Genomic DNA, 24,186 nt, shown 5'->3' with positions numbered 1-24,186 from the left:
TTCTTTTGCCTCTTCATCTCTTTCAATCTTCCCTATTTCCTTCAAAAGGACCTCCCCATGAGCGACACCACAACCACCCCCTCCGGCCTGCAATACGAAGACACCGTGCTGGGCACGGGCGCCATCGCCAAGGCCGGCCAGCACGTCAAGGTCCACTACACCGGCTGGCTTTACAACGACGGCGTGCAAGGCGCCAAGTTCGACTCCAGCAAGGACCGTGGCCAGCCTTTTGAGTTCTCACTGGGCGCCGGCCAGGTCATACGCGGCTGGGACGAAGGCGTTCAGGGCATGTCGGTGGGCGGCACGCGGCGCCTGATCATTCCGGCCGAGCTGGGCTACGGCGCGCGCGGCGCCGGCGGCGTGATTCCGCCTAACGCCACCTTGTTGTTTGAAGTGGATTTTCTCGGTACCTGAGTCAGTGCGCGTTGAAAGCCCGTTCGCAAGATTTGCTGCGGGCTTGTTCACCTGATTAACCACCAAGGCGCCCCGGCGCCGCGGCCCTCAAGCGTTCTCCATGATCATCACAAGCCTGCTGGATACTGACCTGTACAAGTTCACCATGATGCAGGTGGTCTTGCACCAGTTTCCGGGCGCCGAGGTGGAGTACCGCTTCAAGTGCCGCAACGCGGGCGCACCGGGCATAGGCGACCTCGCGCCCTATGTGACCGAGATACGCGAAGAGATCCGCGGCCTGTGCAGCCTGCGCTTTCAGGATGCCGAACTGGCCTACCTCAAGGCCATGCGCTTCATCAAAAGCGATTTTGTCGACTTCCTCGGCATCTTCCGCCTCAATGAGAAGTATGTGGACGTCACGGCCCTGCCCTCGGGCGAGATCGAGGTGTCGATCAAGGGCCCCTGGCTGCACACCATCCTGTTCGAAATCCCGGTGCTGGCCATCATCAACGAGGTCTACTTTCGCAACACGCAAAAGAAGGCTGACGTCAGCGAAGGCCGCCGGCGGCTGGACACCAAGATCGGGCAGTTGCAGGCCGAAGGCCTGGGCGTGCTCAAGATCGCCGACTACGGCACCCGCCGCCGCTTCGGCAAGGCCTGGCACGAAGAAGTGCTGCGCACCCTGGTGACGCGGCTCGGCACGGGCGTGGAAGGCCAGTTCGCCGGCACCAGCAATGTGCTGTTCGCCATGAAGCTGGGCCTCACGCCCTTGGGCACCATGGCGCACGAATACCTGCAGGCATGCCAGGCTTTGGGCCCGCGCCTGCGCGACAGCCAGGTCTTCGGTTTTGAGTCCTGGGCCAAGGAATACCGCGGCGACCTGGGCATTGCGCTGTCGGACGTCTACGGCATGAGCGCTTTCCTGCGCGACTTCGACATGTATTTCTGCAAGCTCTTCGACGGCGCGCGCCATGACAGCGGAGACCCTTTCCAGTGGGGCGAGCGCATGCTGGCGCACTACGTCAAAAACCGCGTCGACCCCAAGACCAAGACGCTGATCTTCAGTGATGGCCTGACGGTGCCGCGCACCATAGAGCTCTACCAGCAGTTCAAGGGCCGCTGCCAGCTGGCCTTCGGCATTGGCACCAACCTGACCAACGACCTCGGCTACGAGCCGCTGCAGATCGTCATCAAGATGATCCGCTGCAACGGCCAGCCGGTGGCCAAACTGTCCGACACCCCTTCCAAGAACATGTGCGACGACGAAAAATACCTGGCCTATTTGCGCCAGGTGTTTGAGATCGCCTGAGGAGATGCAATGAGATTTTTACGCAGCGCCGCCGCGGCGGCTTTGGCATGTCTGCCGGGCTTGTCGATGGCGGCCGACATCGACGGCAGCCGCCTTTCATGGGCGTGGGGCATTCCTTTTGCGGGCATCCTCCTGTCGATCGCCTTGATGCCTTTGCTGGCGCCTTCTTTCTGGCACCACCATTTCGGCAAGGTCGCCGCCGCGTGGACGCTGGTATTTTTCCTACCATTTGCCGCCGTGTTCGGCCCCGCCGTCGCGGGGGGCAGCCTGGTGCACGCGCTGCTGGCCGAATACATCCCCTTCATCATCTTGCTGGTGGCGCTCTACACCGTGGCGGGCGGTATCTTCATTCGCGGCAACCTTCACGGCAGCCCGGCGCTTAACGTCGCCATCCTGGCCATAGGCACGGTGCTGGCCAGTTTCATGGGCACCACAGGCGCTTCCATGCTGATGATCCGGCCGCTGATACGCGCCAACGACAACCGGACGCACAAGGCACATGTCGTGGTCTTCTTCATCTTTCTGGTGTCCAACGCCGGCGGCTCGCTCACGCCGCTCGGCGACCCGCCACTCTTTCTCGGGTTTTTAAAAGGCGTCGATTTTTTCTGGACGGTCAGCCACATATTCCCGGAAACCCTGTTCCTGGTCGGCAGCCTGCTGGCGATTTTTTACCTGCTGGACCGCTGGTACTACGCGAAAGAGGGCGTGCTCCCTGTCGATCCGACGCCCGACACCCGGCGCGTCGGTTTCGACGGCGCGGTCAATTTCTGGCTGCTGGCCGCGGTGGTGGGCCTGGTCCTGCTCAGCGGGTTCTGGAAAACCCCGCTGGGTTTTGATGTTCTCGGCACGCAGGTCGGGCTGCCCGGGCTGGTGCGCGATGCCGGACTGATAGCGATCACCTTGATCTCGCTGCGCGTGACGCCGGCGGGGGTGTACCGCGACAACCAGTTTTCCTGGGGCCCCATGCAGGAAGTCGCCAAGCTGTTCGCCGGCATTTTCCTGACCATCATTCCCGTGATCGCCATGCTCAAGGCCGGTGCGCAGGGGCCTTTCGGCGCCATCGTCTCGGCGGTGACGCGGCCCGACGGCCAGCCCGACCCGGCCATGTATTTCTGGGCCACCGGCGCGCTGAGTTCTTTTCTCGACAACGCGCCCACCTATCTCGTGTTCTTCAATACTGCGGGCGGCGATCCGGTTAGGCTGATGACCACGCTGGCGCCAACGCTGGCGGCCATTTCTGCCGGTGCGGTGTTCATGGGCGCCAACTCCTACATCGGCAACGCGCCCAACATGATGGTCAAGGCCGTTGCGGAAGAGCGCGGCGTGAACATGCCCAGTTTTTTCGGCTACATGGCCTGGTCGGGCGCGGTGCTGCTTCCCCTTTTTATCGTCATGACCTTCATCTGGTTCAAATAACCCATTCATCGCAACAAGGCGGACACATCCCATGAGCAAACCCAAAATCCTCGTCGCACGCGCCGTATTCCCTGAGATCATCACCCGCCTTGAGCAGTACTTTGAGGTCGAATCCAACCAGGCCGACGAGACCTGGTCCAAGGCCCAACTGACGGAACGCCTCAAAGGCAAGGACGGCGCCTTCACCACCGGCGGCGACAGGATTGACGCGGAGGTGCTGGCCGCCTGCCCGGGCCTGAAGATCTGCGCCAACATGGCCGTGGGCTACAACAACTTCGACGTCGACGCGATGACGGCGGCCGGCGTGCTGGCCACCAACGCGCCCGACGTGCTGACCGAAACCACGGCTGACTTCGGCTTTGCGCTGCTGATGGCCACGGCCCGCCGCGTGACCGAGAGCGAACACTATTTGCGCGCCGGAAAATGGACCAAATGGAGCTACGACATGTTCGCCGGCTCCGACATCCACGGCGCCACGCTGGGTATCCTGGGCATGGGCCGCATCGGGCAGGGAATTGCCAAACGCGGCGCCCACGGTTTCGGCATGAAGGTGATTTACCACAACCGCTCGCGCCTGGACGCGGCGCTGGAAGCCGAATGCAAGGCCAGCTACGTCGGCAAGGAAGAGCTGCTCAAGACGGCCGACCACCTGGTGCTGGTGCTGCCGTATTCGCCGGCGTCCCACCACAGCATCGGTGCAGCCGAGCTGGCGCTGATGAAGCCCACGGCCACACTGATCAACATCGCACGCGGCGGCATTGTGGACGATGCCGCGCTGGCCGCGGCCCTGCGTGGCAAACGCATCGCGGCAGCCGGGCTGGACGTGTTCGAGGGCGAGCCCAAGGTGCACCCCGACCTGCTGACCGTGCCCAACGTGGTCTTGACGCCTCACATCGCCAGCGCCACCATTCCCACACGTCTGGCCATGGCCAGCCTGGCCGCCGACAACCTCATCGCTTTTTTCAGCGGCAAGAAGCCACCGACCCCGCTTAACGCTACGGTACTGGCCGGCCAATAAGCACAAAGAAGGCAGCAAGCGGACAATGAACCCATGATGGAAACCTGGCTGATGATTGCCCTGGGCGGGGCCAACCTGCTCCTGCTGGTCTGGCTGCTGCTGCGTAAGCCCGCCGAGCCTTCGGACGCGGGCCGCACCGAGTTGCTGGCGACGATCGCGGCCGGCCACGACAAGCTGGAGCGCGAGCTGCGCCGCGAGATCGCCGACAACTCGCGCGCCAGCCGCCAGGAACTGGCGACCACCTTCGCCACCTTCCAGCAAACGCTGGTGCAGCAGAGCGCCGAAGCGATCCGCACGCAGAACACGCAGATCGATGCGTTCGCGCAGCAGCTCACGCTGTTGCAAAAAACGCTGTCGGACACGCTGACCACGCAACTGCAGTCCGTCAGCGAATCGAACGCCAGGCGCATGGGCGAAGTGCGCGAGACGCTGGAAAAGCAGCTTGCGCAATTGCAGCAGACCAACTCAGCCAAGCTCGACGAGATGCGCAAGACGGTCGACGAAAAACTGCAGACCACGCTGGAAACACGCCTGGGCGAAAGCTTCAAGCAGGTGGCCGACAGGCTCGAGCAGGTGCACAAGGGCCTGGGCGAAATGCAGACATTGGCGCAAGGTGTGGGCGACCTCAAGCATTTGCTGACCAACGTGAAAACGCGCGGTATCTTCGGCGAAGCCCAGCTGTCGGCGCTGCTGGAGCAGGTGTTCACCGTCGACCAGTACGCGGCCCAGGTCGTCACGCGGCGCGGCGGCAAGAACCCGGTGGACTTCGCGATCAAGCTGCCGGGCCGTTCGGATTCGGGCGAGCCGCTGTGGCTGCCCATAGACGCGAAATTCCCGAACGAAGACTATGAGCGCCTTCTGGACGCGCAGCAGCGCGCCGACGTGCTGGGCGCCGAAATCGCCGGCAAGGCGCTGGAGACGCGGATACGCCTGGAGGCGAAATCGATCTCCGAAAAATACATAGACCCGCCTTACACCACCGATTTTGCGATCCTCTTTTTACCGACCGAAGGCCTGTACGCCGAGGTGCTGCGCCGCCCCGGCTTGATGGAGTTTTTGCAGCGCGACCACCGCATCACGCTGGCCGGCCCGACCACGCTGCTGGCCATGCTCAATTCCCTGCAAATGGGCTTTCGCACGCTGGCGCTCGAAAAGCGCTCCAGCGAGGTGTGGCAGGTGCTGGGCGCGGTCAAGACCGAGTTCGGCAAGTTCGGCGACGTGCTGGCCAAGGTCAAGTCGCAAACCGAAACCGTGCTTAACACGCTGAGCAGCGCCGAGCAGCGCAGCCGCGTCATGGGCAAAGCCCTGCGCAACGTCGAAGCCCTGCCTGAGATTGATTCCGCCCGCCTGCTTCCACTGGACCCCCTTGATAAAGACCTGGATAACCTCTGAGGCCCCTGAGGCCCCTGAGGCCCCTTATGCCTCTGATGCACATCGCATGAGCTGTGCCGCATGACGCCTGAACTCGCACGCCTGATCCTGGCGCAGATCTGTTTGCATGCCTGCATGGCCGGCACCCGCATGGCGGCGCCCCTGCTGGCGCTGCGTGAAGGCTATAGCCCGGCGGCGGTGGGTGTGCTGCTCGCCTTGTTCGCCCTGACCCAAGTCTTCCTGGCGCTTCCGGCCGGCCGTTTTGCCGACCGGCACGGCCTCAAACGCCCCATCAGCTACAGCGTGTTCGCCGCCGTGCTGGGGGCGGGAGCTGCGGTGGCTTTTCCGGTGTTTCCGGTGTTGTGCTTCGCGGCGCTGCTCACGGGCGGCGCCACCGGCGCGGCGGTGATTTCGCTGCAGCGCCACGTGGGACGCGCGGCGGTCGGCGCGCTGGAGCTGCGCCAGGTGTTCAGCTGGCTCTCCATCGGCCCGGCGGTGTCCAATTTCATCGGGCCGTTTTCCGCCGGCCTGCTGATCGACCATGTGGGCGCCATGCCCGGCAGCACTTCAGGTTACCGCGCGGCATTCTTGCTGATGGCGATACTGCCGATGGCCAGCTGGTTCCTGGTGCGCAAGACGCGGGAGTTGCCGCCGGTGATCGCCGCCAGCGGCGGCCCGCAGCCCAAGGCCTGGGATCTGCTGCGCCAGGCCACCTTCCGCCGCCTGCTGCTGGTCAACTGGTTTTTGTCGTCCTGCTGGGACGTGCATACCTTTGTGGTGCCGGTACTGGGCTTTGAGCGCGGCATCAGCGCCTCGGTGATCGGCAGCATCCTGGGGGCCTTCGCGGTGGCGGCCGCGCTGATCCGCATGGCGATGCCGCTGGTGGCCGCCCATTTGCGCGAGTGGAAGGTGCTGGCGGTCTCCATGCTGGTGACGGCGGTGCTGTTCGGCGTCTACCCGCTCATGTATTCGGCGATAGGCATGGGGCTGTGTTCCATCCTGCTGGGCTTTTCACTGGGCATGGTGCAACCCATGGTCATGAGCATGCTGCACCAGATCACCCCGGAGGCGCGGCATGGCGAGGCGCTGGGCTTGCGGCTGATGGCGATCAACGCGTCCAGCGTACTCATGCCCATGCTGTTCGGCTCGGCCGGTGCGCTGATCGGGATTGCAGGAGTGTTCTGGGCCACCGGCGCGATGGTGGGCGCCGGCTCGCGCGCGGCCTGGCTGCTCAAGGACAGCATGCCGGCCCATGGCGGGCACGGCTAGGAGCCTGGGCGGCAGAAAGCATCGAAGCGAGCTGCGCTCGCTTTGCAGCCGATGCTCCTTCTGCCGCCCAGGCTCCTGGCTCAAAGTCGGTAAAAGCCCTTGATCAGGTCCCAGGCGACCTGCGGGTCGTCCACGTACTGAAGCAGCTTGAGGTCGTTCGGCGAGATCACGCCTTCTTCCACCAGCATCTCGGTGTTGAGCAGGCGCTTCCAGTAGCTGCTGCCGAAAAGAATGATGGGCACCGGCTTGGCCTTGCGGGTCTGCACCAGCGTGATGACTTCAAACAGCTCGTCCAGCGTGCCAAAGCCACCCGGAAACACCACGAGTGCCTTGGCGCGCATCATGAAGTGCATTTTGCGCAGCGCGAAGTAGTGGAACTTGAAGGAAAGTTCGGGCGGAACGTAGGGGTTGGGCGCTTCTTCCATGGGCAACACGATGGCCAGGCCCACGCTGAGGCCGCCGGCCTCGTGCGCGCCGCGGTTCGCCGCCTGCATGATGCCCGGGCCGCCGCCGGTACAGATGAAGAGCTTGGTCTCGGGTGGCTTGGTTTCGCTGTACTGCGCCACCAGCTTGCCGAAGGCGCGGGCGCTTTCATAGTAGTGGGCGTTGCGTGCCAGCTTCTTCGCGCGGTCTATGAGCTCGGGGTCGCCGCCGGCTTCGGCCTCAGCCACCATGAGGACGGAATCCTCCTCGCTGCGGAAGCGGGCGCTGCCGAACACCACCACGGTGTTCTCAATGCCGTGGGCCTGCTGCTCCAGGTCGGGCTTGAGCAGCTCGAGCTGAAAGCGTATGCCGCGCGTTTCGCGCCGCAGCAAAAACTCCGGGTCGGCAAAGGCCAGGCGGGAGGCATCCGCTTCGAGCGGGTTGCCTTCCCTGGCGTGGGCCTGCAGTTCCGCCCAGGCGTTGGCGAGGCGGCTGACGGATAAGTCTTGTTTTTGTTCCATGCGGCATTGTCAACGATCAGGCAAGGGAGCGCTTTCGGGGCATCCGGCCGGCCCGAAAAGCAAAAAGGCTCCGTAAGGAGCCTTTTGCAGGGTGCCGAAGCGGTTTACACGCGCTTGCGGTATTCGCCGGTGCGGGTGTCGATTTCGACCACGTCGCCTTGCGCCACGAAGATGGGCACGCCGATTTCAAAGCCGGTGGCGATCTTGGCGGGTTTCAGGACCTTGCCGGAGGTGTCGCCCTTGACGGCGGGTTCCGTCCAGGTGATTTCGCGCTGCACGCTGGTGGGCAGTTCGACCGAGATGGCCTTGCCGTCGTAGAACACGACTTCCAGTTCCATGCCGTCCTGCAGGTAGTTCAGCGAGTCGCCCATGTTTTCGGCTTCGACTTCGTACTGGTTGTACTCGGAGTCCATGCAGACGTACAGCGGGTCGGCGAAGTAGGAATAGGTGCAGTCCTTCTTGTCCAGGACGATCTGGTCGATCTTGTCGTCGGCCTTGAACACGACTTCGGTGTTGAAGTTGGCGACCAGGCTTTTGAGCTTCATGCGCACGGTGGCGGAATTGCGCCCACCGCGGCTGTATTCGGTCTTGAGCACCACCATGGGGTCTTTGCCGTTCATGATGACGTTGCCGGCGCGGATTTCTTGAGCGATTTTCATAGCAGTTTCACTGAGGTAGGCCGCTAAACGCTTGCACCGGTGTGCAGGTTACGCGGCGGGTTGTGCGGGCCGCCCAGGTTGGGTCGATCTTTGGGTTGATCCGCAAAGCCTATGATTTTAGCGTTTTTTTGCCACAAAGCCGAGCAAGCGGGTCGCCAGGTCGTCCTCGGCGGTCAGGCGGGTGCGGGCGGCCAGCGCTGCGGCCTGCCAGGCATGGAGGTCGGCGGGCAACTGCGCCGGGCCGGCCCCAGAGGTCGGGGGGCCTGTCTGGCCGTTCCAGGCTGCATGAAAAGCGCGCAGGGAAGGCGGCGCCTGCAACATGTCAAGAAAGGCCTGCAGCTTGGCCTGGTGGGCGTCGTCGTGCTGTGGGTAAATCTGCCAGACCATAGGCTTGCCGGCCCACAGCGCCCGGACCAGAGAGTCTTCGCCGCGCACAAAATTCAGGTCGCAGGCCCAGAGCAGGTGGTCGAACTCCGTTTGCGACAGCAGCGGGAGGTATGAAATGGCAGGCCGCTTGCTCCCGGCGTCGACCAGCGCCCGCACAGCGTCGGCGGCGCGCCCGTCGGCGACCAGCAGGCGCACGGGCCGGCCTTGCAGGCCCTGGCGCGCCAGTTGCGCCAGCAGGCCTTGCAGCGCTGCGGGTTCGTAGCAGAACAGGGACACCAGCGCCTCGCCGTCCCAGGCGATTCCCTGGGCCTGGAACCAGCCGGCGCGATCAAAACCGGCCTGCCGTTCCAGCAGGCCGGGCTCGCGCAGCAAGCCACCGGTGTTCCCGGTGAAGCCGGGGTAGAAAAACCACTTGGTCCAGCCGGCTGCCGGGCCGCCTTGCATAGGCGAGGGCTGGGCGTGGCAGCGCTCGACATAGCCTTCGGCTGACAGGTATTCGAGGTTGACCCATACCGGTTTGATCCCGGTAGCCCCGGCAATGCGGACACAGGCAGCCACGAAGTCCGGCGCGATCTCGCAGCCAAAGGCTTCGACCAGCACGTCGGGCGGGTGCCGCGAAAACTCCGTGGCGTCCAGGTCCAGTGGTTCGCCATCCTGCGGCCACGGCAGCACGCTGACTCCTTCGCATCCTGCCGGCGCCATCCAGCGCAGGGCCGAGGCGTCATCGACCCACAAGCGGATGGTCTGGCCGCGCGACGCCAGGTCAGCGGCCAGGCGCCAGCAGACGCCAATGTCCCCGAAGTTGTCGATGACTTTGCAAAATATGTCCCACTGCAGGCGGCGATTCATGAAAGGATTGTCCACAATACGGCCAGTTGCCCCATTTCAGCCCATGACCAAAGCCCACGAATTCGATCCCCAACTGCTCAGCGAGGTCGCCGCGCTGCCGGCCTTGCCCGGTGTTTACCGCTACTTCGATGCCGAAGGCGGCGTGCTTTACGTCGGCAAGGCGCGCAACCTCAAAAAGCGGGTCTCCAATTACTTCCAGAAGAACCACGGCGGCACACGCATAGGTCACATGGTGACCAAGATCGTCCGTATGGAGACCACTGTGGTGCGCTCCGAAGCGGAAGCGCTGCTGCTGGAAAACAACCTGATCAAGACGCTGAACCCGAAGTTCAACATCCTGTTCCGGGACGACAAAAGCTACCCCTACCTCAAGCTCACCGGCGCTCGCCCGCCCGTAGAGGGTGAGGCGCCCACGGGTGCGGTGTTTCCGCGCATCGCCTATTACCGCGGCGCGGTCGAGAAAAAACACCGCTATTTCGGGCCTTACCCCAGCGCCTGGGCGGTCAAGGACACCATCCTGCTGCTGCAAAAGGTGTTCCGGCTGCGCACCTGCGAGGACACGGTATTCAACAACCGCACCCGGCCCTGCCTGCTGTACCAGATCAAGCGCTGCTCGGCGCCCTGCGTGGGCCATGTGTCGCCCGAACAGTACGCGCTGGACACCGCCAACGCCGAGCGCTTCTTGCAGGGCCAGGCGCAGGACATCCTGACCGAGCTTGAAAAGAAGATGCTGGGGCATGCCGACAGGCTGGAGTTCGAACAGGCCGCCGAGTTGCGCAACCAGATGTCGGCGTTGTCCAAGGTGTTGCACCAGCAGTCCATGGAAATCGGCGGCGACAAGGACGTCGACATCCTGGCCGTGAAAGTGCAGGGCGGCAAGGCCTGTGTCAACCTGGCCATGGTGCGCGGCGGTCGCCACTTGGGCGACAGGGCCTACTTTCCGAGCCACGTGGAGAATGCGACAGACGTCGCGGCGCTGGATGCCGAGATCGATGCGGATGCACAGCAGGCTGCGCAGTCGGAGGCCGGCGGTGAAAGTAGCGTGACGGCCGCGGCGACCGCGCCGGCGGGCAAGTCGCTGGAGGCCCTGGTGCTGGAGGCCTTTATCGCACAGCACTACATCGACGTGCCCGTTCCGCCCACCCTGGTCTGCAGCGAGCCGGTGGACAAGGAACTGATTGACGCATTGAGCATGCAGACCGGCACCAAGGTCAGCGCCATCCACCAGCCGCGCGAGCAGCGCCGCATCTGGCTGGAGATGGCGCAGAAAAATGCCGCCCTCCAGCTGGCGCGCCTGCTGGCGGAGCAGGGCTCGCAGCAGGCGCGCACGCGCGCGCTGGCCGAGGCGCTCGATTTGCCGCTCGACAACCTCGACACCTTGCGCATCGAGTGCTTCGACATTTCGCACACGGCCGGCGAGTCGACGCAGGCCTCGTGTGTGGTATTCCAGGAGCACAAGATGGTCAACAGCGAATACCGCCGCTACAACATCGAAGGCATCACGCCCGGCGACGACTACGCCGCCATGCGCCAGGTGCTGACGCGCCGCTACACCCGTGTGGCCGAGGCCGCGCGCAACGGCGAGGCCAAGCTGCCCGACCTGGTGCTGGTGGACGGCGGCAAGGGGCAGGTGTCGATGGCGCGCGAGGTGTTCGAGGAGCTGGGCCTGGACCTGGGGCTGATCGCCGGCGTCGAAAAAGGCGAGGGCCGCAAGGTCGGCCTGGAAGAGCTGGTGTTCGCCGACGGGCGCGACAAGGTCTATTTAGGGCGCGATTCTGCCGCGCTGATGTTGATCGCGCAGATTCGCGACGAGGCCCACCGCTTCGCGATCACCGGCATGCGCGCCAAACGCGCCAAGGTCAGGGTGGGCGGCAGCAAGCTCGAAGACATCGCGGGCATAGGACCCAAGCGGCGCGCCAGCCTGCTGCAGCGCTTCGGCGGCATACGCGGCATCGCCTCGGCCAGTGCCGAGGACATCGCCACCGTGGATGGCATTTCGAAAGACCTGGCCGAGGAAATCTACCGCGCGCTGCATTGAAGGCCAGACGTATTTGAGCAACGGAAACCACCGTTTTGCTGCGCTTTAACCCGGTGCCCGGCAGGCTTGGTGCGGCTCATGCCAAAATCGGGTCATGTTTCTGACCATCCCCACGCTGATGACCTGGACCCGCATTGTTGCGATTCCGCTGATCGTGGGGGTGTTCTACCTGAACATCGCACCCGCCGAACGCAACCTGATCGCCACGGTGATGTTCGTGGTCTTCGCCGCCACCGACTGGCTGGACGGCTTTCTGGCGCGCAAGCTGAACCAGACGTCTTCCTTCGGTGCTTTCCTGGATCCGGTGGCCGACAAGTTCCTGGTGTGCGCCTCTTTGCTGGTGCTGGTGCAACTGCAGCGCGCCGACGTGTTCGTGGCGCTCATCATCATCGGCCGCGAGATTGCCATCTCGGCGCTGCGCGAATGGATGGCCCTGATAGGGGCCACCAAAAGCGTGGCCGTGCACATGCTCGGCAAGGTCAAGACCACGGTGCAGATGATCGCCATCCCTTTCCTGTTGTTTGACGGCCTGCTGTTCGGCATGATCAACACGCATGTCTGGGGCACCTGGCTGATCTGGATCTCCGCGATTCTCACGGTCTGGTCCATGATTTATTACCTCAAGAAGGCCATCCCGGAAATCCGCGCGCGCGCGAAGTAATACCCGCCGCCCTTGAAGCTGTCCCCTTGAGTTCTTCCTCTTCTTCTCCCGGCGCGCTGATCCGGGTCATGCCCGCCGTCTTCGTCGTGATCTGGAGCACCGGCTTCATCGTCGCCAAATACGGCATGCCTTATGCGCCGCCGCTGACCTTCCTGGCCATCCGTTATTTCCTGTCCATCGCCTGCTTCCTGGTTTGGATCTTCGTGGCCCGCGCTGCCTGGCCCGCGACCCGCGCGCAATGGGGGCACCTGGCGGTGACCGGCGTGCTGATGCATGCGGCGTACCTGGGCGGCGTCTGGGTTGCCGTAAAGGCCGGCATGGGCTCGGGCCTGACGGCGCTCATCGTCGGGCTTCAGCCCGTGCTCACGGCGCTGTGGGTGTCGTGGGTGTCATCCGGCGACGGCCGGGCCGAAAGCAAGGTCACGGCGCGGCAGTGGGCGGGCCTTGCGCTTGGCCTTGGCGGCCTCTTGCTGGTGGTGTCGCGAAAATTTGGTTCTGGCCAGGAGGCCACCATGCTGACGCTAGCCTGCACCATCTTCTCCCTGTTTAGTATCACGGCCGGCACGCTGTACCAGAAGCGCTTCGTCAAGCCCACCGACGTGCGCACCGCCAACGTCATCCAGCTGGCGGCGGCATTTGTGGTGACGCTGCCCTTGGCCCTGTTTGAAACCGAGGCGATCAATTGGCACCCTCACATGCTGGGCGCCATGGCCTGGTCGGTGCTGGTGCTTACGCTGGGCGGCAGTTCGCTGCTTTACCTGCTGATCCAGCGCGGCGCGGCGACCGCGGTAACCAGCCTGCTTTACCTCGTGCCGCCGACCACGGCGCTGATGGCATGGGCGCTGTTTGGCGAATCCATCACCGTGACGACGATTGTCGGCACAGCGGTCACGGCACTGGGCGTGAGCCTCGTGGTGCGGGCCGCGAAGCCGGCGCCGGCCGCTTAGTTTTCCAGGGCGTGTCCTGGAACTGTGCGACCAGATGGTCGATCAGCAGGCGAATCCGCCTGGGCTGGTCCGCGCGATAGGGCGCCAGCCAATGGATGTCGGCATCGGGCATCGAATAGGTCGGCAGCACGCGCACCAGTTGGCCCGAAGCCAGCTGCGGCGCAATGTCCCACAGGCTGCGCAGCATGATGCCGCGGCCTTCCAGGCACCAGTCGCGCACCAGTTCACCCGAATTGCTGGCCAGCGGCCCGTGGACCCGCACGCGCGCCGGTATCTTGTCACGATCGCGATGCAGCTGCCAGATATCAAAGCGCTGGCCGGCGGCGTTGCCGTTCTCGCGCACGATCAGGCAGGCATGGTCCTGCAGCGCTTCGAGATCGGCGGGCGCACCGTGCTGTTTGATATAGCGGGACGAGGCCACCAGCACACGCTGGTTGCGCGCGAGCCGGCGCGACACCCACTGCGCGGCCTGACGGCCTTGCACCGACCACAGCCAGATGGCGCCGTCAAAACCTTCAACAGCCAGGTCGGGCAGGTGCTCGGTGAGTTGGAGCTGGATTTCGATGCGCGGATGGCGCTCCTGGAAAGCGGCGAGTGCCGGCCCCAGCCACAGGCGCCCGAAGCCGAAGGTGGCGGCCAGGCGGATCAAACCCGTCGGTTCGGCCTTGCGCTCCTGCAGCTCTGATTCGAGCGCAATGAAGCCTTGTAGCAGAACCTGCGCGCGTTCGCACACGGTCTCTCCCTCGGCCGTGGGGCTGACGCGCCGGGTGGTACGCTGGAACAGGCGCTGCCCGAGTTTGGCCTCCAGCGCGGCAAGCCGTTTGGTCACCACCGGCGGCGCCACGTCCAGGCTGAGCGCGGCAGCGGCCAGGCTGCCGCCGTCGCGCACCGCCAGCACAAGCTCAAGGTCGCTGCGATCCATTCATGCCTTAAAGGAAATAATCGATTGCCTGATTATTGCTTGAATCCTGCCGGCATCTTCTCCAGAATCGGCACCATGGTTAGCAGGCAGCAGGTGCCTATAAAAGGAATCAAGGCCGATTGATGTTCGAAGGATTTTCAACACGTGATGTGGATGGGCCCGCCGGCAAGCTGCGTACCTTGCAGGCCGGCAGCGGCGCGCCCTTGCTGCTGCTGCACGGGCATCCGCAAACCCACGCGATGTGGCATGCGGTGGCCGGCGAGCTGGCCAGGACGTTTACGGTGGTCATGATGGATTTGCGCGGCTACGGGGATTCGGCCCGGGTCGCGAGCGATGCGGAACACCACGCTTATTCGAAACGCGAGATGGCGCGAGATGCCATGGCCGTCATGAAGGCCTTTGGATTCGAGCGCTTTCAGGTGCTGGCCCATGACCGCGGCGCGCGGGTCGCGCATCGCCTGGCGGCCGACCACCCGCACGCGGTAGAGCGCCTGATGCTGCTGGACATCGCGCCCACGCTCGCCATGTACGGCACCACCACCGACGCCTTTGCGCGCGCCTACTGGCACTGGTTCTTCCTGATCCAGCCGCCGCCCTTGCCCGAGGCCCTGATCGAGTCCGACCCGGTGCGCTATGTGCGCAGCGTGATGGGCAAACGCCATGCCGGCCTGGCCGCGTTCGCGCCTGCCGCGCTGGCCGAGTACGAACGTTGCGCGCAGATACCGGGCACCGCCACCGGCATCTGCGAGGACTACCGCGCCTCCGCGACCGTCGACCTCCTTCACGACCGCGCCGACGTGGCGGCCTGCCTGCGCCTGCCGCAGCCGCTGCGCGTGCTGTGGGGCGAACACGGCACGGTGGGCCAGTGCTTCAAGGTGCTCGACCTCTGGCGCGAGCGCGCGCAGGACGTGTCGGGCATGAGCCTGCCTTGCGGCCACTACATTGCGGAAGAGGCACCGACGCTGCTGCTGGCACAAGCATTCGAATTTTTCAAACCCTGATCAACGCACCCAAGGACCTGAAGGATCATCATGAGCAAGAACACCGGAAAAAAGAGAATCGCCGTCATCGCCGGTGACGGCATCGGCAAGGAAGTGATGCCCGAGGGCCTGCGCGTTCTTGAAGCCGCCGCCGTCAAGTACGGCATTGACCTGCAGTTTGACCATTTCGATTTTTCAAGCTGGGACTATTTTGAGAAGCACGGCAAGATGCTTCCCGACAACTGGAAGGACCAGATCGGCGGGCACGATGCGATTTACTTCGGCGCGGTGGGTTGGCCCGACAAGATTGCCGACCATGTTTCGCTGTGGGGCTCGTTGCTGCTGTTCAGGCGCGAGTTCGACCAGTACATCAACCTGCGGCCCGCGCGGCTGATGCCCGGCATCATCGCACCGGTGGTGCGGCGCGACGGCAGCCCGCGGCAGCCCGGCGAAATTGATTTCTACATCGTCCGCGAAAACACGGAAGGCGAATATTCCAGCATAGGCGGCAAGGCCTTTCCCGGAACCGACCGCGAGTTCGTGCTGCAGGAGTCTGTCTTCACCCGCATCGGCGTGGATCGTGTGCTGAAGTTTGCATTCGAACTGGCGCAGTCCCGGCCCAAGAAACACCTGACGAGCGCCACCAAATCCAACGGCATCTCGATTTCCATGCCCTACTGGGATGAGCGTGTGGCCGAGATGGCGAAAAACTATCCGGGCATTCAACTGGATAAATTTCACATCGACATCCTTACCGCGCATTTCGTGCAGCGCCCTGATTTCTTCGACGTGGTGGTCGCCAGCAACCTGTTCGGAGACATCCTCAGCGACCTGGGCCCGGCCTGCACCGGCACCATCGGCATCGCGCCCAGCGCCAACCTCAACCCCGAGCGCAAGTTCCCTTCGCTGTTCGAACCGGTGCATGGTTCGGCGCCCGACATCGCAGGCCGCAACATCGCCAATCCCATCGGCCAGATATGGTGCGGTGCAATGATGATGGAGTTCCTGGGGCACAAGGATGCGCACGACGGTATCCTCGCCGCGATCGAAAAGGTGTTGAGTCCCGAAAGTGGTGCGCCGCGCACGCCCGACCTGGGCGGAAAGGCCGGTACGGCCGATCTCGGCAAGGCCGTTGCGGCGGCGCTGGCCGGGGTGTAAAGCCGCTGCAAAGGCGGTTTTTGTCAAGCATGAAAATTACACATCATGCTTACGATTAAGTCGCGAAAGCGCCAAAAAAGCGTCTAGAATCCGCCTCCGCACGTTGTAAAAACTTGCTGCTGTATTGACAGGTTAGAAGTCCGTGGCTCTAATTGGAAACAGCAGAAAACCTGCACATGCCGCTCCCGCTGACACGTTCACCACAGTGTCCCGGGAGATATTTTTTAGAGACAACCAGATTAACTTTTTATCAACGAGGGGCTCCTTGTGAACAAGACTGAACTGATCGAGCACATTGCCAAGCATGCAGATATTTCCAAAGCTGCCGCCACGCGCGCACTGGAATCCACGATTGGCGCTGTGAAAACTACCCTGAAAAAAGGAGGCTCCGTGTCTCTGGTGGGTTTTGGCACTTTCGCGGTGGGCAAACGTGCTGCGCGCACCGGCCGTAATCCACGGACCGGCGATGCGATTAAAATCAAGGCAGCCAAGGTTCCAAAGTTCCGTCCGGGCAAAGCGCTCAAGGATGCTTTGAACTGACAAGAACGTTTGACGTGGGGTGCTTAGCTCAGTTGGTAGAGCAGCGCCCTTACACGGCGTAGGTCGGCGGTTCGAGCCCGTCAGCACCCACCACCCACGAATAAAAGGCGAACGAGGTTCGCCTTTTTTGTTGGTGGCCCCGGTTTTGTCCGTTAGCAGTCACAGGAAATTCGAGATGTTTGATTTCGTTCGCAAGCACACCAAAATCGTCATGGTGTTGCTGTTTTTGCTGATTCTTCCGTCCTTCGTGCTGTTGGGCCTTGATGGCTATAACAGTTCCAAGGACCAGAGCGCAAAGGTGGCCAAAGTGGACGGCAAGGACATTACGCAGTCGGAATGGGACCGCGTGCACCAGCGCGAAGTGGACCAGCTCCGCAATTCGATGCCCAACCTCGACCCCAAGCTGATGGACTCGCCGGAAGCGCGATACGCGTCCCTGGAGCGGCTGGTGCGCGAACGCGTCATCGCTGCCGCGGCTGAAAAATTCAAGCTCACGACCAGCGACCAGCGTCTGGCCCGCGAGTTGCAGCAAAGCCCCGAGATCGCCTCCTTGCGTCGCCCCGACGGCTCCCTCGACATGGAGCGCTATCGCCAGTTGCTCAGCAGCCAGGGCATGAGTCCCGAGATGTTTGAAGCCAACGTGCGAAACGACCTGTCGAACCGGCAGGTGCTGGTGGGCATAGGCGCCAGCGGCTTTTCTTCCAATTCGGCCGCGGACACCGTGCTCAACGCCTACTTCGAAAAGCGTGAAATCCAATTGGCCCGCTTCAATGCAGCCGATTACGCCGCCAAGCTGAACCCGAAGGATGCCGAACTCGAACAGTTTTACAAAGCCAACGAAAAACTCTTCCAGGCGCCTGAGCAGGCCAGCATCGAGTACCTGGTGCTCGACGTCGACGCAGTCAAGAAAGACCTCACCGTCAACGAGTCCGATCTCAAGACTTACTACGAGCAGAATGCCCAGCGGCTCAGCGGCGCCGAAGAGCGGCGCGCCAGCCATATCCTGATCGCATCGCCCAAGTCGGCGCCTGCGGCCGACCGCGAAAAAGCCAAGGCGAAAGCGCAGGAACTGCTGGCGCTGGTTAAAAAATCGCCGGACACCTTCGCCGACGTGGCACGCAAAAATTCGCAGGACCCCGGCTCCGCGCCCAACGGCGGCGACCTGGACTTCTTCGCGCGCGGTTCCATGGTCAAGCCGTTTGAAGACGCCGCTTTTGCCATGAACAAGGGCGACATCAGCGACGTGGTCGAATCCGAGTTCGGCTACCACATCATCAAGCTGACCGACGTCAAGGCGCCGAAGCAGCGCACCTTTGAGGAAATGAAGCCCGAACTGGAAGCGGAACTCAAGAAGCAGCAGGCGCAGAAGAAATTTGCGGAATCCGCCGACACGTTTACCAACACGGTGTACGAGCAGGCCGAAAGCCTCAAACCGGCGGCGGAGCGCCTGAAGCTGGCGATAAAGTCCGCAGCCAATGTGACACGGCAACCCCAGGCCGGCGCGACTGGCGTATTGGCGAACCCGAAATTCCTCAATGCCTTGTTTGCGCCTGATGCAATAGAGAAAAAACGCAACACGGAGGCCATCGAAGTGGCGCCCAGCCAACTTGCTTCGGGCCGCATCGTGCAGTACACCGCCGCGCACACCCGTCCTTTTGCCGAAGTCAAAGACAACGTGCGCCAGCGCTGGCTGGCCAAGCGCGGCGCGGAAGAGGCCCGCAAAGATGGCGAGGCCAAGCTGGCCTCCTGGAAGGCCGCGCCGGCGTCCGCGGCGGGCTTGTCCGCCCCCGTCGTCGTATCGCGGGACCAGACGCAGAAATTGCCAATCCCCCTGATCGCCGCCGCGCTGCGCGCGGACGCCAGTTCCCTGCCTGCTTTTGCGGGTGTCGATCTGGGCAACGAAGGGTATGCGATTGTCAAGGTTGAGAAGGTGATGTCCCGTGACGCCCCCGTTGAAGCCGCAGCCAAGCAGCAGCGCGACCAGTACGCGCAGTGGTGGACGTCGGCGGAAAACCTGGCCTATTACAACGGCCTGAAGGAGCGTTTCAAGGCGGAAATCCTGGTTCCCAAGCCTGCGCCGGCCAAGGAAAACGCGGAAGAACCTGTCACCCAATAAACAGCCGCGGCTTTGCCGCTATAATGCATGGCTCCGGTGGCTGTAGCTCAGTTGGTAGAGTCCAGGATTGTGATTCCTGTTGTCGTGGGTTCGAGCCCCATCAGCCACCCCAGTATCTGAAGTCCCGCGTGCCATCCGGCACGCGGGACTTTTTCTTTGGCGGTCCACATCGCGGCTTGCTTTCCTCGGAAAATCGCACTGCGTCACAATTCGAAACCTGGACCCTGGCGATGTGCGGCAAGATGCAGGTACGCGCACTGGCACCTGTTTCCATCTCCATCTGTATGCTGGCAGCACCAGGCGCTCCTCTCGCCGGCCATTTGGAATGGCCCTCGTCACGCAGGAACACCTTGTTTCAGACCTTGAATTTTTTCATCGCAAGAAGTGCTTTCACCAAAGCGGCGGTTGGCACGGCCGCGCTGCTGGTGTCGGCGGGCGTTTGCGCGGCGGATACCTGGTTGACGATTACCGGTGATCCCGCCAATTCCGCGAACCACTACATCCAGGTCAATGTGGCCGCCATCGATATCAAGGACGAGTTGCGAGTCATTCCGGTCCGCATCAACCGGGCGACCTTGTGGACGACAGCCGGCGACGGCATACAGTTCCGGTCGGTGGTGACCGAGGTGCAGATCGATTGCGCCCAGCAAACCGCGCGTTATGTGACGGCTGCTTTTTACAGCCAACCTGATTTTCGCGGCCAGCCGTTCAGGGTCACGACTTACGCCGGGGACGATATACGGCCGATGATCTTCAAGGACATCAATGACGACCCGAACGCACGCATCATCAAGGCTGCTTGCAGCGTCAAGAGCGTGACGAGCAACTAGTTGCCGGCGAGGCCGGCGCGCGCGGGGCCCTGGTTGACCATGACCAGCTTGCCCTTGACGCCGCGAGAGCCCATGTGGGCATAGGCCGCCTTGAGTTCCGCCATGGGCATGGTGCGGTCTATCACCGGTTTTATCTTGCCCTGTGCGTACCAGCCGGCCAGCTCGGCCATCATCGCGGCATTGGCTTTGGGCTCGCGCCTGGCAAAGTCGCCCCAGAACACGCCGACGATGGACGCGCCCTTGAGCAGCGTGAGGTTCAGCGGCAGGGACGGGATGGGGCCTGAGGCAAAGCCCACCACCAGGTAGCGGCCGCGCCAGGCGATGGAGCGAAAGGCCTGCTCCGTGAAGTCGCCGCCAACGGGGTCGTAGATCACGTCCGGACCTTTCCCTTCCGTCAGGACCTTGATCTCATCGCGCAAGTTCTTCGTGCTGTAGTTGATGGTGGCGTCCGCGCCTATGGAAGTGCAGAGCGCGCATTTTTCGTCGGTCGATGCGGCCGCGATCACACGGGCACCGGCGGCCTTGGCAATCTGGATGGCCGCCGTGCCTACGCCGCCCGCCGCGCCCAACACGAGCACGGTTTCACCGGCCTTGAGTTGCGCCCGGTCCATCAGGGCGTGCCAGGAGGTGGCGTAAATCATGATGAACGCGGCCGCATCCACATAAGAAAAACCGGCGGGTAGCGGCATGCACAGGGCTGCCGGCGCGATGGTGTGCGTGCCGAAGCCGCCGGTGCCCGAGAGGCAGGCCACGTTCTGCCCAACCTGCAGGTGCTTGACACCTTCTCCGACCGCCTGGACGACGCCGGCGTATTCGGAACCCGGCACAAAGGGAAGGGGCGGCTTGATCTGGTATTTGTTCTGCACGATCAGCAAGTCCGGGAAATTCAGGCTGGCCGCCTTGATCTCAATCAGGACTTCGCCAGCCTTGGGCTGGGGCGTGGGCAGCTCTTTCCAGGCCAGTGCGTCTACGCCGGTGGGATTGTCACAAAGCCAGGCTTGCATGAGAGGTCTCCAATGAGGTGAGGATGTGAATGCGGCGGCGCGAACAAGGGCGAAAAGCGGCGGAAAGTGGAAGAGGGCGGCGCCTTGACTGCATCATAGGCAAAGCAGCACCCGCCATGAGACCCAAATACGCCCGGGCTGTCGCGGCCGTGACCGTAAAATCAGCCCATGAAAATTCTCATCTGCAACGACGACGGTTACCAGGCTTCCGGCATCATCGCCCTCTACGAAGCGCTTAAAACCGTTGCGGATGTCGAGGTGGTGGCGCCGGAGCAAAACAACAGCGCCAAATCGAACGCACTGACTTTGCACTCGCCGATGTACGTTCAGACGGCCGCCAACGGCTTTCGCTACATCAACGGTACACCGGCCGATTGCGTCCACATCGCGCTGACCGGCCTGCTGGGCTATCGGCCCGATCTCGTGGTGTCGGGCATCAACAATGGCGCCAATATGGGCGACGACACGATTTATTCCGGCACTGTCGGGGCGGCGATGGAGGGTTACCTGTTCGGCATCCCTTCCATTGCCTTTTCGCAAACCGAAAAAGGCTGGGCGCATATCGATGTGGCGGCCAAGCGCGCGGCCGAACTGGTGCAGCAACTGATTCCCTCGCTGGAAACGCTGGCGGAAGGTGCGGAGCCCACGGTGCCGCCATGGCTGCTCAACGTGAATATTCCCAACCTGCCTGACAACGAAATCCGCGGCGTGAAAGTGGCCCGCCTGGGGCGCCGCCACGCGGCCGAACGCGTCATTGTGCAGACCAGCCCGCGCGGCGAGTCCATGTACTGGATAGGCGGCGCAGGGCCCGCGAAGGAAGCCGGTGAAGGCACCGATTTTTATGCGACCAGCCAGAAGTTTGTTTCCATCACGCCGCTGCAGGTGGATTTGACCGACCATGAGCGCCTGCCTTATTGGGCCCAGACCGCCGCCAGGCTGACCCAGTCGCACTGAAGGCCTGACGCATGAAACCCAGCCTCAAGCCGCCTTTCAATCCTTCCGCCAAGGCCCTGAAGGCGTCCGACCCGGCGCCGCGCCCGGCCTTCCCGGTGCGGCTCAAGCCTGATGCGGGTGTTCCGTCGGCGACCAAATTGCCGGCTCCGAACGCCCGGCCTGCGGTGGCGTCAGCCCTCAACGGCCTGAAGAAGCCGGCGCCTGCCGCCCCGGCGAGGCCAGGCGGGGTCGGGCTGGATTCGCACGCCGTGCGCGCGCGCATGGTGGCCAAGCTCGCGGCGCAGGGCGTCAGCGACGCGCAGGTGCTGGCTGCCATGGGCCTGGTGGAGCGCCACCGCTTTGTCGATTCCGCACTGGTCAACCAGGCTTACGAAGACACCAGCCTGCCGATTGGCTTGGGCCAGACCATCTCCAAGCCCAATGTGGTGGCCCGCATGCTGGAACTGCTGCGCCATGGCGCGGCAGGCAAGGACGGGAAATTGGGAAGAGTACTGGAGATCGGCACCGGCTGCGGCTACCAGGCCGCCGTGCTCAGCCACCTGGCCGCAGAGGTGTATAGCATTGAACGGCTGCGCGGCTTGCACGACAAAGCCAGGGAGAACCTGCGGACTTTGCGGCTGCCGAATGTGCACCTGCTTTTCGGGGATGGCATGATGGGCTATGCCAAGGGAGCGCCGTATGCCGCGATCATTGCGGCGGCGGGCGGCGAAGCCATTCCCTCCGCATGGATCGAGCAGCTGGCCGTAGGCGGCCGGCTGGTGGCCCCCATGCAAACCTCCGGCGGCGCGCAGGCGCTGGTGGTGGTGGATAAAACCCCCCAGGGCGTGCGGCAGACCTTGCTGGAGGCCGTGCACTTTGTGCCTTTAAAATCAGGGACAAGCTAAAGGCCGGCCCTATGGGCGGCCATGAGACAAGTCACATAAACCGGACCGATCCGATGGGGCCTAATGGGCACCACGGCTCAGGCAAGTCAGTCAAGATTGAAGACGAAAGAAGCAATGAATCAAACCGTAAGGTCAAACAGGGTAGTGCCTTTGCTTGCCACACGCGCAGGGCGCGGCGCCCGCTCCATGCCAGGCAGGCTGGCCTTGTCCTGCATGCTGGCCGCAGCGCTGCTGGTCGTTGCGGGCTGCGCCTCACGCTCCCACACCAACGCGCCGGTGGAGGATCGCGGCACCGGCATGTCGCGCCCTGTGCCGGGCGCCGTCGATGCCGGCAACGTCAAACAACTTCCCGGTTTTGAAAATGCCGGCAAGCCCGGCTACTACACCGTCAAGCCCGGCGACACCATGATCCGCATCGGCCTGGAAAACGGCCAGAACTGGCGCGACATCGTGCGCTGGAACAATCTTGAAAATCCCAACATCATTGAAGTGGGGCAGGTGTTGCGCGTCGTACCGCCGACCAGCGACAACCCCCTGGTGGTGACCCGGCCGGTATCACCGGGCTCGGCTCCCGCCTCCAGCGCGGCGCCCGCGCAGGCCGCCAGTGCCGCGAAACCCGCATCGGCGCCTGCCAGTGCCAGCCCTGCGCCGGCACCCGCCGCTGCGGCGGGTGAGGACGACATCGCCTGGATCTGGCCCGCGCAAGGCACGATGGTCGCGGGTTTTGACGAAGCCAAGAACAAGGGCCTCGATATTTCCGGCAAGGCAGGCGATGCGGTGGTGGCCTCGGCCGACGGCCGCGTGGTGTATGCGGGCGCGGGCTTGCGTGGCTACGGCAACCTTGTCATCCTCAAGCACAACAATACTTTCCTGACGGCCTATGCGCACAACCAGACGCTGTTGGTGAAAGAAGACCAGACCGTCAAGAAAGGCCAGAAGATCGCCGAAATGGGCAACAGTGATGCGGATCGCGTGAAGCTGCACTTTGAAATCCGCCGCCAGGGCAAACCGGTGGACCCTGCCAAATACCTGCCCGCCAAGTAAGCGGTTCGCGTACCCATCAAAAAGGAGCCCCCGCCGGCTCCTTTTTCTTTGCCTGTCGTCCTGGCTTTAGTGAGGATGCAGGATCTCGTCGTAGCCGCGGCCCTTGAACTCCAGCAGGTCCAGCCCATGGCCGAAAGGGTCGGCGAGCCCGGCGATGCGGCCCCAGGCGCGATCCGCCACGGGCATTTCCAGCACTGCGCCGTAGTGCTGGAGCCGTGCCACGGCGGCGTCGATGTCTTCCACGACAAAATCCAGGTGAACGGGCGTCCAGTGGCGCCCGTAATTGCGAACGGCTTCGCTGCCCGGCCCGCTGGCAATCGGCCGCGTGCCGGGTGCATTGAAGAGCAGGTCGATGGCACTGCCGGCGCCCAGGAGTTCCACGAAGTCGCTCTTGAAACGGCGGCCTACCTGCAGCCCCAGTCCCTGTGTGTAGAACGCGACGGCGCGCTCCATGTCGTCAACGTCGATGCAGATGCGAAGTTCCATAAATCAT

Annotated in this window: 23 protein-coding genes and 2 tRNA genes; 19 read left to right on the top strand and 6 right to left on the bottom strand. The window is 63.3% G+C overall.

Annotated elements, in window-relative coordinates:
- Positions 1-57 precede the first annotated feature (57 nt).
- From ACLV8F_RS07585 to ACLV8F_RS07560, 6 genes are all read left to right on the top strand, one after another.
- Entirely contained in the window at positions 58-414 is a 357-nt protein-coding gene (locus ACLV8F_RS07585; RefSeq protein WP_411878320.1) for an FKBP-type peptidyl-prolyl cis-trans isomerase, read from the top strand.
- A 100-nt stretch (positions 415-514) separates the two neighbouring features.
- Positions 515-1,702, top strand: coding sequence for a nicotinate phosphoribosyltransferase (pncB, locus tag ACLV8F_RS07580; RefSeq protein ID WP_411883620.1), 1,188 nt, complete (start codon positions 515-517; stop codon positions 1,700-1,702).
- Between the two features lie 9 nt (positions 1,703-1,711).
- Complete coding sequence (locus ACLV8F_RS07575) at positions 1,712-3,118, top strand: sodium:proton antiporter (protein ID WP_411883619.1); 1,407 nt, start codon at positions 1,712-1,714, stop codon at positions 3,116-3,118.
- A 31-nt stretch (positions 3,119-3,149) separates the two neighbouring features.
- A complete protein-coding gene (locus ACLV8F_RS07570) occupies positions 3,150-4,136 on the top strand; it encodes a 2-hydroxyacid dehydrogenase (protein ID WP_411883618.1) in 987 nt (328 codons plus the stop codon).
- A gap of 36 nt (positions 4,137-4,172) precedes the next feature.
- Positions 4,173-5,528: a DNA recombination protein RmuC gene (gene rmuC / locus ACLV8F_RS07565; RefSeq protein ID WP_411883653.1), complete on the top strand. Its 1,356-nt coding sequence runs from the start codon at positions 4,173-4,175 to the stop codon at positions 5,526-5,528.
- A gap of 60 nt (positions 5,529-5,588) precedes the next feature.
- On the top strand, positions 5,589-6,776 hold the full coding sequence (locus ACLV8F_RS07560) for an MFS transporter (protein ID WP_411883617.1): 1,188 nt from the start codon (positions 5,589-5,591) through the stop codon (positions 6,774-6,776).
- Between the two features lie 80 nt (positions 6,777-6,856).
- Here ACLV8F_RS07560 and ACLV8F_RS07555 read toward each other — a convergent pair whose 3' ends face one another.
- The 3 genes from ACLV8F_RS07555 to earP all read right to left on the bottom strand — a co-directional run bounded on the left by ACLV8F_RS07555 (position 6,857) and on the right by earP (position 9,615).
- Positions 6,857-7,720 carry a TIGR00730 family Rossman fold protein gene (locus ACLV8F_RS07555; protein ID WP_411883616.1) on the bottom strand — a complete coding sequence of 288 codons (864 nt, stop codon included), beginning with the start codon at positions 7,718-7,720 and terminating at the stop codon, positions 6,857-6,859.
- 104 nt (positions 7,721-7,824) lie between these two features.
- Positions 7,825-8,379, bottom strand: a complete 555-nt coding sequence (gene efp / locus ACLV8F_RS07550; RefSeq protein ID WP_411883615.1) for an elongation factor P — start codon at positions 8,377-8,379, stop codon at positions 7,825-7,827.
- A 117-nt stretch (positions 8,380-8,496) separates the two neighbouring features.
- On the bottom strand, positions 8,497-9,615 hold the full coding sequence (earP, locus tag ACLV8F_RS07545) for an elongation factor P maturation arginine rhamnosyltransferase EarP (RefSeq protein ID WP_411883614.1): 1,119 nt from the start codon (positions 9,613-9,615) through the stop codon (positions 8,497-8,499).
- Positions 9,616-9,658: 43 nt separating this feature from the next.
- On the opposite strand from earP, the gene uvrC reads away from it, so the two are divergent.
- The 3 genes from uvrC to ACLV8F_RS07530 all read left to right on the top strand — a co-directional run bounded on the left by uvrC (position 9,659) and on the right by ACLV8F_RS07530 (position 13,261).
- On the top strand, positions 9,659-11,653 hold the full coding sequence (uvrC, locus tag ACLV8F_RS07540) for an excinuclease ABC subunit UvrC (RefSeq protein WP_411883613.1): 1,995 nt from the start codon (positions 9,659-9,661) through the stop codon (positions 11,651-11,653).
- A gap of 94 nt (positions 11,654-11,747) precedes the next feature.
- The gene (gene pgsA / locus ACLV8F_RS07535; protein ID WP_411878329.1) at positions 11,748-12,314 is read left to right on the top strand and encodes a CDP-diacylglycerol--glycerol-3-phosphate 3-phosphatidyltransferase; all 567 of its coding nucleotides are present in this window, start codon (positions 11,748-11,750) and stop codon (positions 12,312-12,314) included.
- Between the two features lie 68 nt (positions 12,315-12,382).
- Positions 12,383-13,261 carry a DMT family transporter gene (locus ACLV8F_RS07530; RefSeq protein WP_411883652.1) on the top strand — a complete coding sequence of 293 codons (879 nt, stop codon included), beginning with the start codon at positions 12,383-12,385 and terminating at the stop codon, positions 13,259-13,261.
- Here the strand turns inward: ACLV8F_RS07530 and ACLV8F_RS07525 are convergent.
- Entirely contained in the window at positions 13,203-14,183 is a 981-nt protein-coding gene (locus ACLV8F_RS07525; RefSeq protein ID WP_411883612.1) for a LysR family transcriptional regulator, read from the bottom strand. The two genes, ACLV8F_RS07530 and ACLV8F_RS07525, sit on opposite strands and share 59 nt — an antisense overlap.
- Before the next feature lie 122 nt (positions 14,184-14,305).
- On the opposite strand from ACLV8F_RS07525, the gene ACLV8F_RS07520 reads away from it, so the two are divergent.
- The 7 genes from ACLV8F_RS07520 (at position 14,306) to ACLV8F_RS07490 (ending at position 19,807) form a co-directional block, all read left to right on the top strand.
- Positions 14,306-15,184 carry an alpha/beta fold hydrolase gene (locus ACLV8F_RS07520; RefSeq protein ID WP_411883611.1) on the top strand — a complete coding sequence of 293 codons (879 nt, stop codon included), beginning with the start codon at positions 14,306-14,308 and terminating at the stop codon, positions 15,182-15,184.
- Between the two features lie 30 nt (positions 15,185-15,214).
- Positions 15,215-16,321 carry a tartrate dehydrogenase gene (locus ACLV8F_RS07515; RefSeq protein ID WP_411883610.1) on the top strand — a complete coding sequence of 369 codons (1,107 nt, stop codon included), beginning with the start codon at positions 15,215-15,217 and terminating at the stop codon, positions 16,319-16,321.
- Between the two features lie 267 nt (positions 16,322-16,588).
- Positions 16,589-16,861, top strand: coding sequence for an HU family DNA-binding protein (locus tag ACLV8F_RS07510; RefSeq protein WP_007874140.1), 273 nt, complete (start codon positions 16,589-16,591; stop codon positions 16,859-16,861).
- Between the two features lie 17 nt (positions 16,862-16,878).
- Positions 16,879-16,954: transfer RNA gene (locus ACLV8F_RS07505), tRNA-Val, on the top strand.
- An 82-nt stretch (positions 16,955-17,036) separates the two neighbouring features.
- Positions 17,037-18,977: a SurA N-terminal domain-containing protein gene (locus ACLV8F_RS07500; protein ID WP_411883609.1), complete on the top strand. Its 1,941-nt coding sequence runs from the start codon at positions 17,037-17,039 to the stop codon at positions 18,975-18,977.
- A 36-nt stretch (positions 18,978-19,013) separates the two neighbouring features.
- Positions 19,014-19,089, top strand: a tRNA-His gene (locus ACLV8F_RS07495).
- A 16-nt stretch (positions 19,090-19,105) separates the two neighbouring features.
- Positions 19,106-19,807 (top strand): surface-adhesin E family protein, encoded by a 702-nt coding sequence (locus tag ACLV8F_RS07490; protein WP_411883608.1) that lies wholly within the window; start codon positions 19,106-19,108, stop codon positions 19,805-19,807.
- On the opposite strand, the gene ACLV8F_RS07485 is transcribed toward ACLV8F_RS07490, so the two are convergent.
- Positions 19,804-20,811, bottom strand: coding sequence for an NADPH:quinone oxidoreductase family protein (locus tag ACLV8F_RS07485; protein ID WP_411883607.1), 1,008 nt, complete (start codon positions 20,809-20,811; stop codon positions 19,804-19,806). The genes ACLV8F_RS07490 and ACLV8F_RS07485 overlap by 4 nt on opposite strands.
- A 168-nt stretch (positions 20,812-20,979) precedes the next feature.
- Between ACLV8F_RS07485 and surE the strand changes: the two genes are divergently transcribed.
- The 3 genes from surE to ACLV8F_RS07470 all read left to right on the top strand — a co-directional run bounded on the left by surE (position 20,980) and on the right by ACLV8F_RS07470 (position 23,693).
- Entirely contained in the window at positions 20,980-21,765 is a 786-nt protein-coding gene (surE, locus tag ACLV8F_RS07480) for a 5'/3'-nucleotidase SurE (protein ID WP_411883606.1), read from the top strand.
- A gap of 11 nt (positions 21,766-21,776) precedes the next feature.
- Positions 21,777-22,649, top strand: coding sequence for a protein-L-isoaspartate(D-aspartate) O-methyltransferase (locus ACLV8F_RS07475; protein ID WP_411883605.1), 873 nt, complete (start codon positions 21,777-21,779; stop codon positions 22,647-22,649).
- A gap of 186 nt (positions 22,650-22,835) precedes the next feature.
- Entirely contained in the window at positions 22,836-23,693 is an 858-nt protein-coding gene (locus tag ACLV8F_RS07470; RefSeq protein ID WP_411883604.1) for a peptidoglycan DD-metalloendopeptidase family protein, read from the top strand.
- 66 nt (positions 23,694-23,759) lie between these two features.
- Here the strand turns inward: ACLV8F_RS07470 and ACLV8F_RS07465 are convergent, their stop codons facing one another.
- On the bottom strand, positions 23,760-24,179 hold the full coding sequence (locus tag ACLV8F_RS07465) for a VOC family protein (protein WP_411883603.1): 420 nt from the start codon (positions 24,177-24,179) through the stop codon (positions 23,760-23,762).
- Positions 24,180-24,186 lie beyond the last annotated feature (7 nt).

This window comes from Polaromonas sp. YR568, from assembly GCF_943369675.1.
Taxonomy (GTDB): Bacteria; Pseudomonadota; Gammaproteobacteria; order Burkholderiales; family Burkholderiaceae_C; genus Polaromonas.
The sequence above is the reverse complement of the archived record's forward strand: the minus strand, read 5'-3'. Positions and strand labels throughout refer to the sequence as shown.

Bases quoted from the DNA above. Each gene is read 5' to 3' on its own strand.
- ACLV8F_RS07585 (WP_411878320.1), top strand. From the start codon at position 58: ATGAGCGACACCACAACCACCCCCTCCGGCCTGCAATACGAAGACACC.
- pncB (WP_411883620.1), top strand. From the start codon at position 515: ATGATCATCACAAGCCTGCTGGATACTGACCTGTACAAGTTCACCATG.
- ACLV8F_RS07575 (WP_411883619.1), top strand. From the start codon at position 1,712: ATGAGATTTTTACGCAGCGCCGCCGCGGCGGCTTTGGCATGTCTGCCG.
- ACLV8F_RS07570 (WP_411883618.1), top strand. From the start codon at position 3,150: ATGAGCAAACCCAAAATCCTCGTCGCACGCGCCGTATTCCCTGAGATC.
- rmuC (WP_411883653.1), top strand. From the start codon at position 4,173: ATGGAAACCTGGCTGATGATTGCCCTGGGCGGGGCCAACCTGCTCCTG.
- ACLV8F_RS07560 (WP_411883617.1), top strand. From the start codon at position 5,589: ATGACGCCTGAACTCGCACGCCTGATCCTGGCGCAGATCTGTTTGCAT.
- ACLV8F_RS07555 (WP_411883616.1), bottom strand. From the start codon at position 7,720: ATGGAACAAAAACAAGACTTATCCGTCAGCCGCCTCGCCAACGCCTGG.
- efp (WP_411883615.1), bottom strand. From the start codon at position 8,379: ATGAAAATCGCTCAAGAAATCCGCGCCGGCAACGTCATCATGAACGGC.
- earP (WP_411883614.1), bottom strand. From the start codon at position 9,615: ATGAATCGCCGCCTGCAGTGGGACATATTTTGCAAAGTCATCGACAAC.
- uvrC (WP_411883613.1), top strand. From the start codon at position 9,659: ATGACCAAAGCCCACGAATTCGATCCCCAACTGCTCAGCGAGGTCGCC.
- pgsA (WP_411878329.1), top strand. From the start codon at position 11,748: ATGTTTCTGACCATCCCCACGCTGATGACCTGGACCCGCATTGTTGCG.
- ACLV8F_RS07530 (WP_411883652.1), top strand. From the start codon at position 12,383: ATGCCCGCCGTCTTCGTCGTGATCTGGAGCACCGGCTTCATCGTCGCC.
- ACLV8F_RS07525 (WP_411883612.1), bottom strand. From the start codon at position 14,183: ATGGATCGCAGCGACCTTGAGCTTGTGCTGGCGGTGCGCGACGGCGGC.
- ACLV8F_RS07520 (WP_411883611.1), top strand. From the start codon at position 14,306: ATGTTCGAAGGATTTTCAACACGTGATGTGGATGGGCCCGCCGGCAAG.
- ACLV8F_RS07515 (WP_411883610.1), top strand. From the start codon at position 15,215: ATGAGCAAGAACACCGGAAAAAAGAGAATCGCCGTCATCGCCGGTGAC.
- ACLV8F_RS07500 (WP_411883609.1), top strand. From the start codon at position 17,037: ATGTTTGATTTCGTTCGCAAGCACACCAAAATCGTCATGGTGTTGCTG.
- ACLV8F_RS07485 (WP_411883607.1), bottom strand. From the start codon at position 20,811: ATGCAAGCCTGGCTTTGTGACAATCCCACCGGCGTAGACGCACTGGCC.
- surE (WP_411883606.1), top strand. From the start codon at position 20,980: ATGAAAATTCTCATCTGCAACGACGACGGTTACCAGGCTTCCGGCATC.
- ACLV8F_RS07475 (WP_411883605.1), top strand. From the start codon at position 21,777: ATGAAACCCAGCCTCAAGCCGCCTTTCAATCCTTCCGCCAAGGCCCTG.
- ACLV8F_RS07470 (WP_411883604.1), top strand. From the start codon at position 22,836: ATGCCAGGCAGGCTGGCCTTGTCCTGCATGCTGGCCGCAGCGCTGCTG.
- ACLV8F_RS07465 (WP_411883603.1), bottom strand. From the start codon at position 24,179: ATGGAACTTCGCATCTGCATCGACGTTGACGACATGGAGCGCGCCGTC.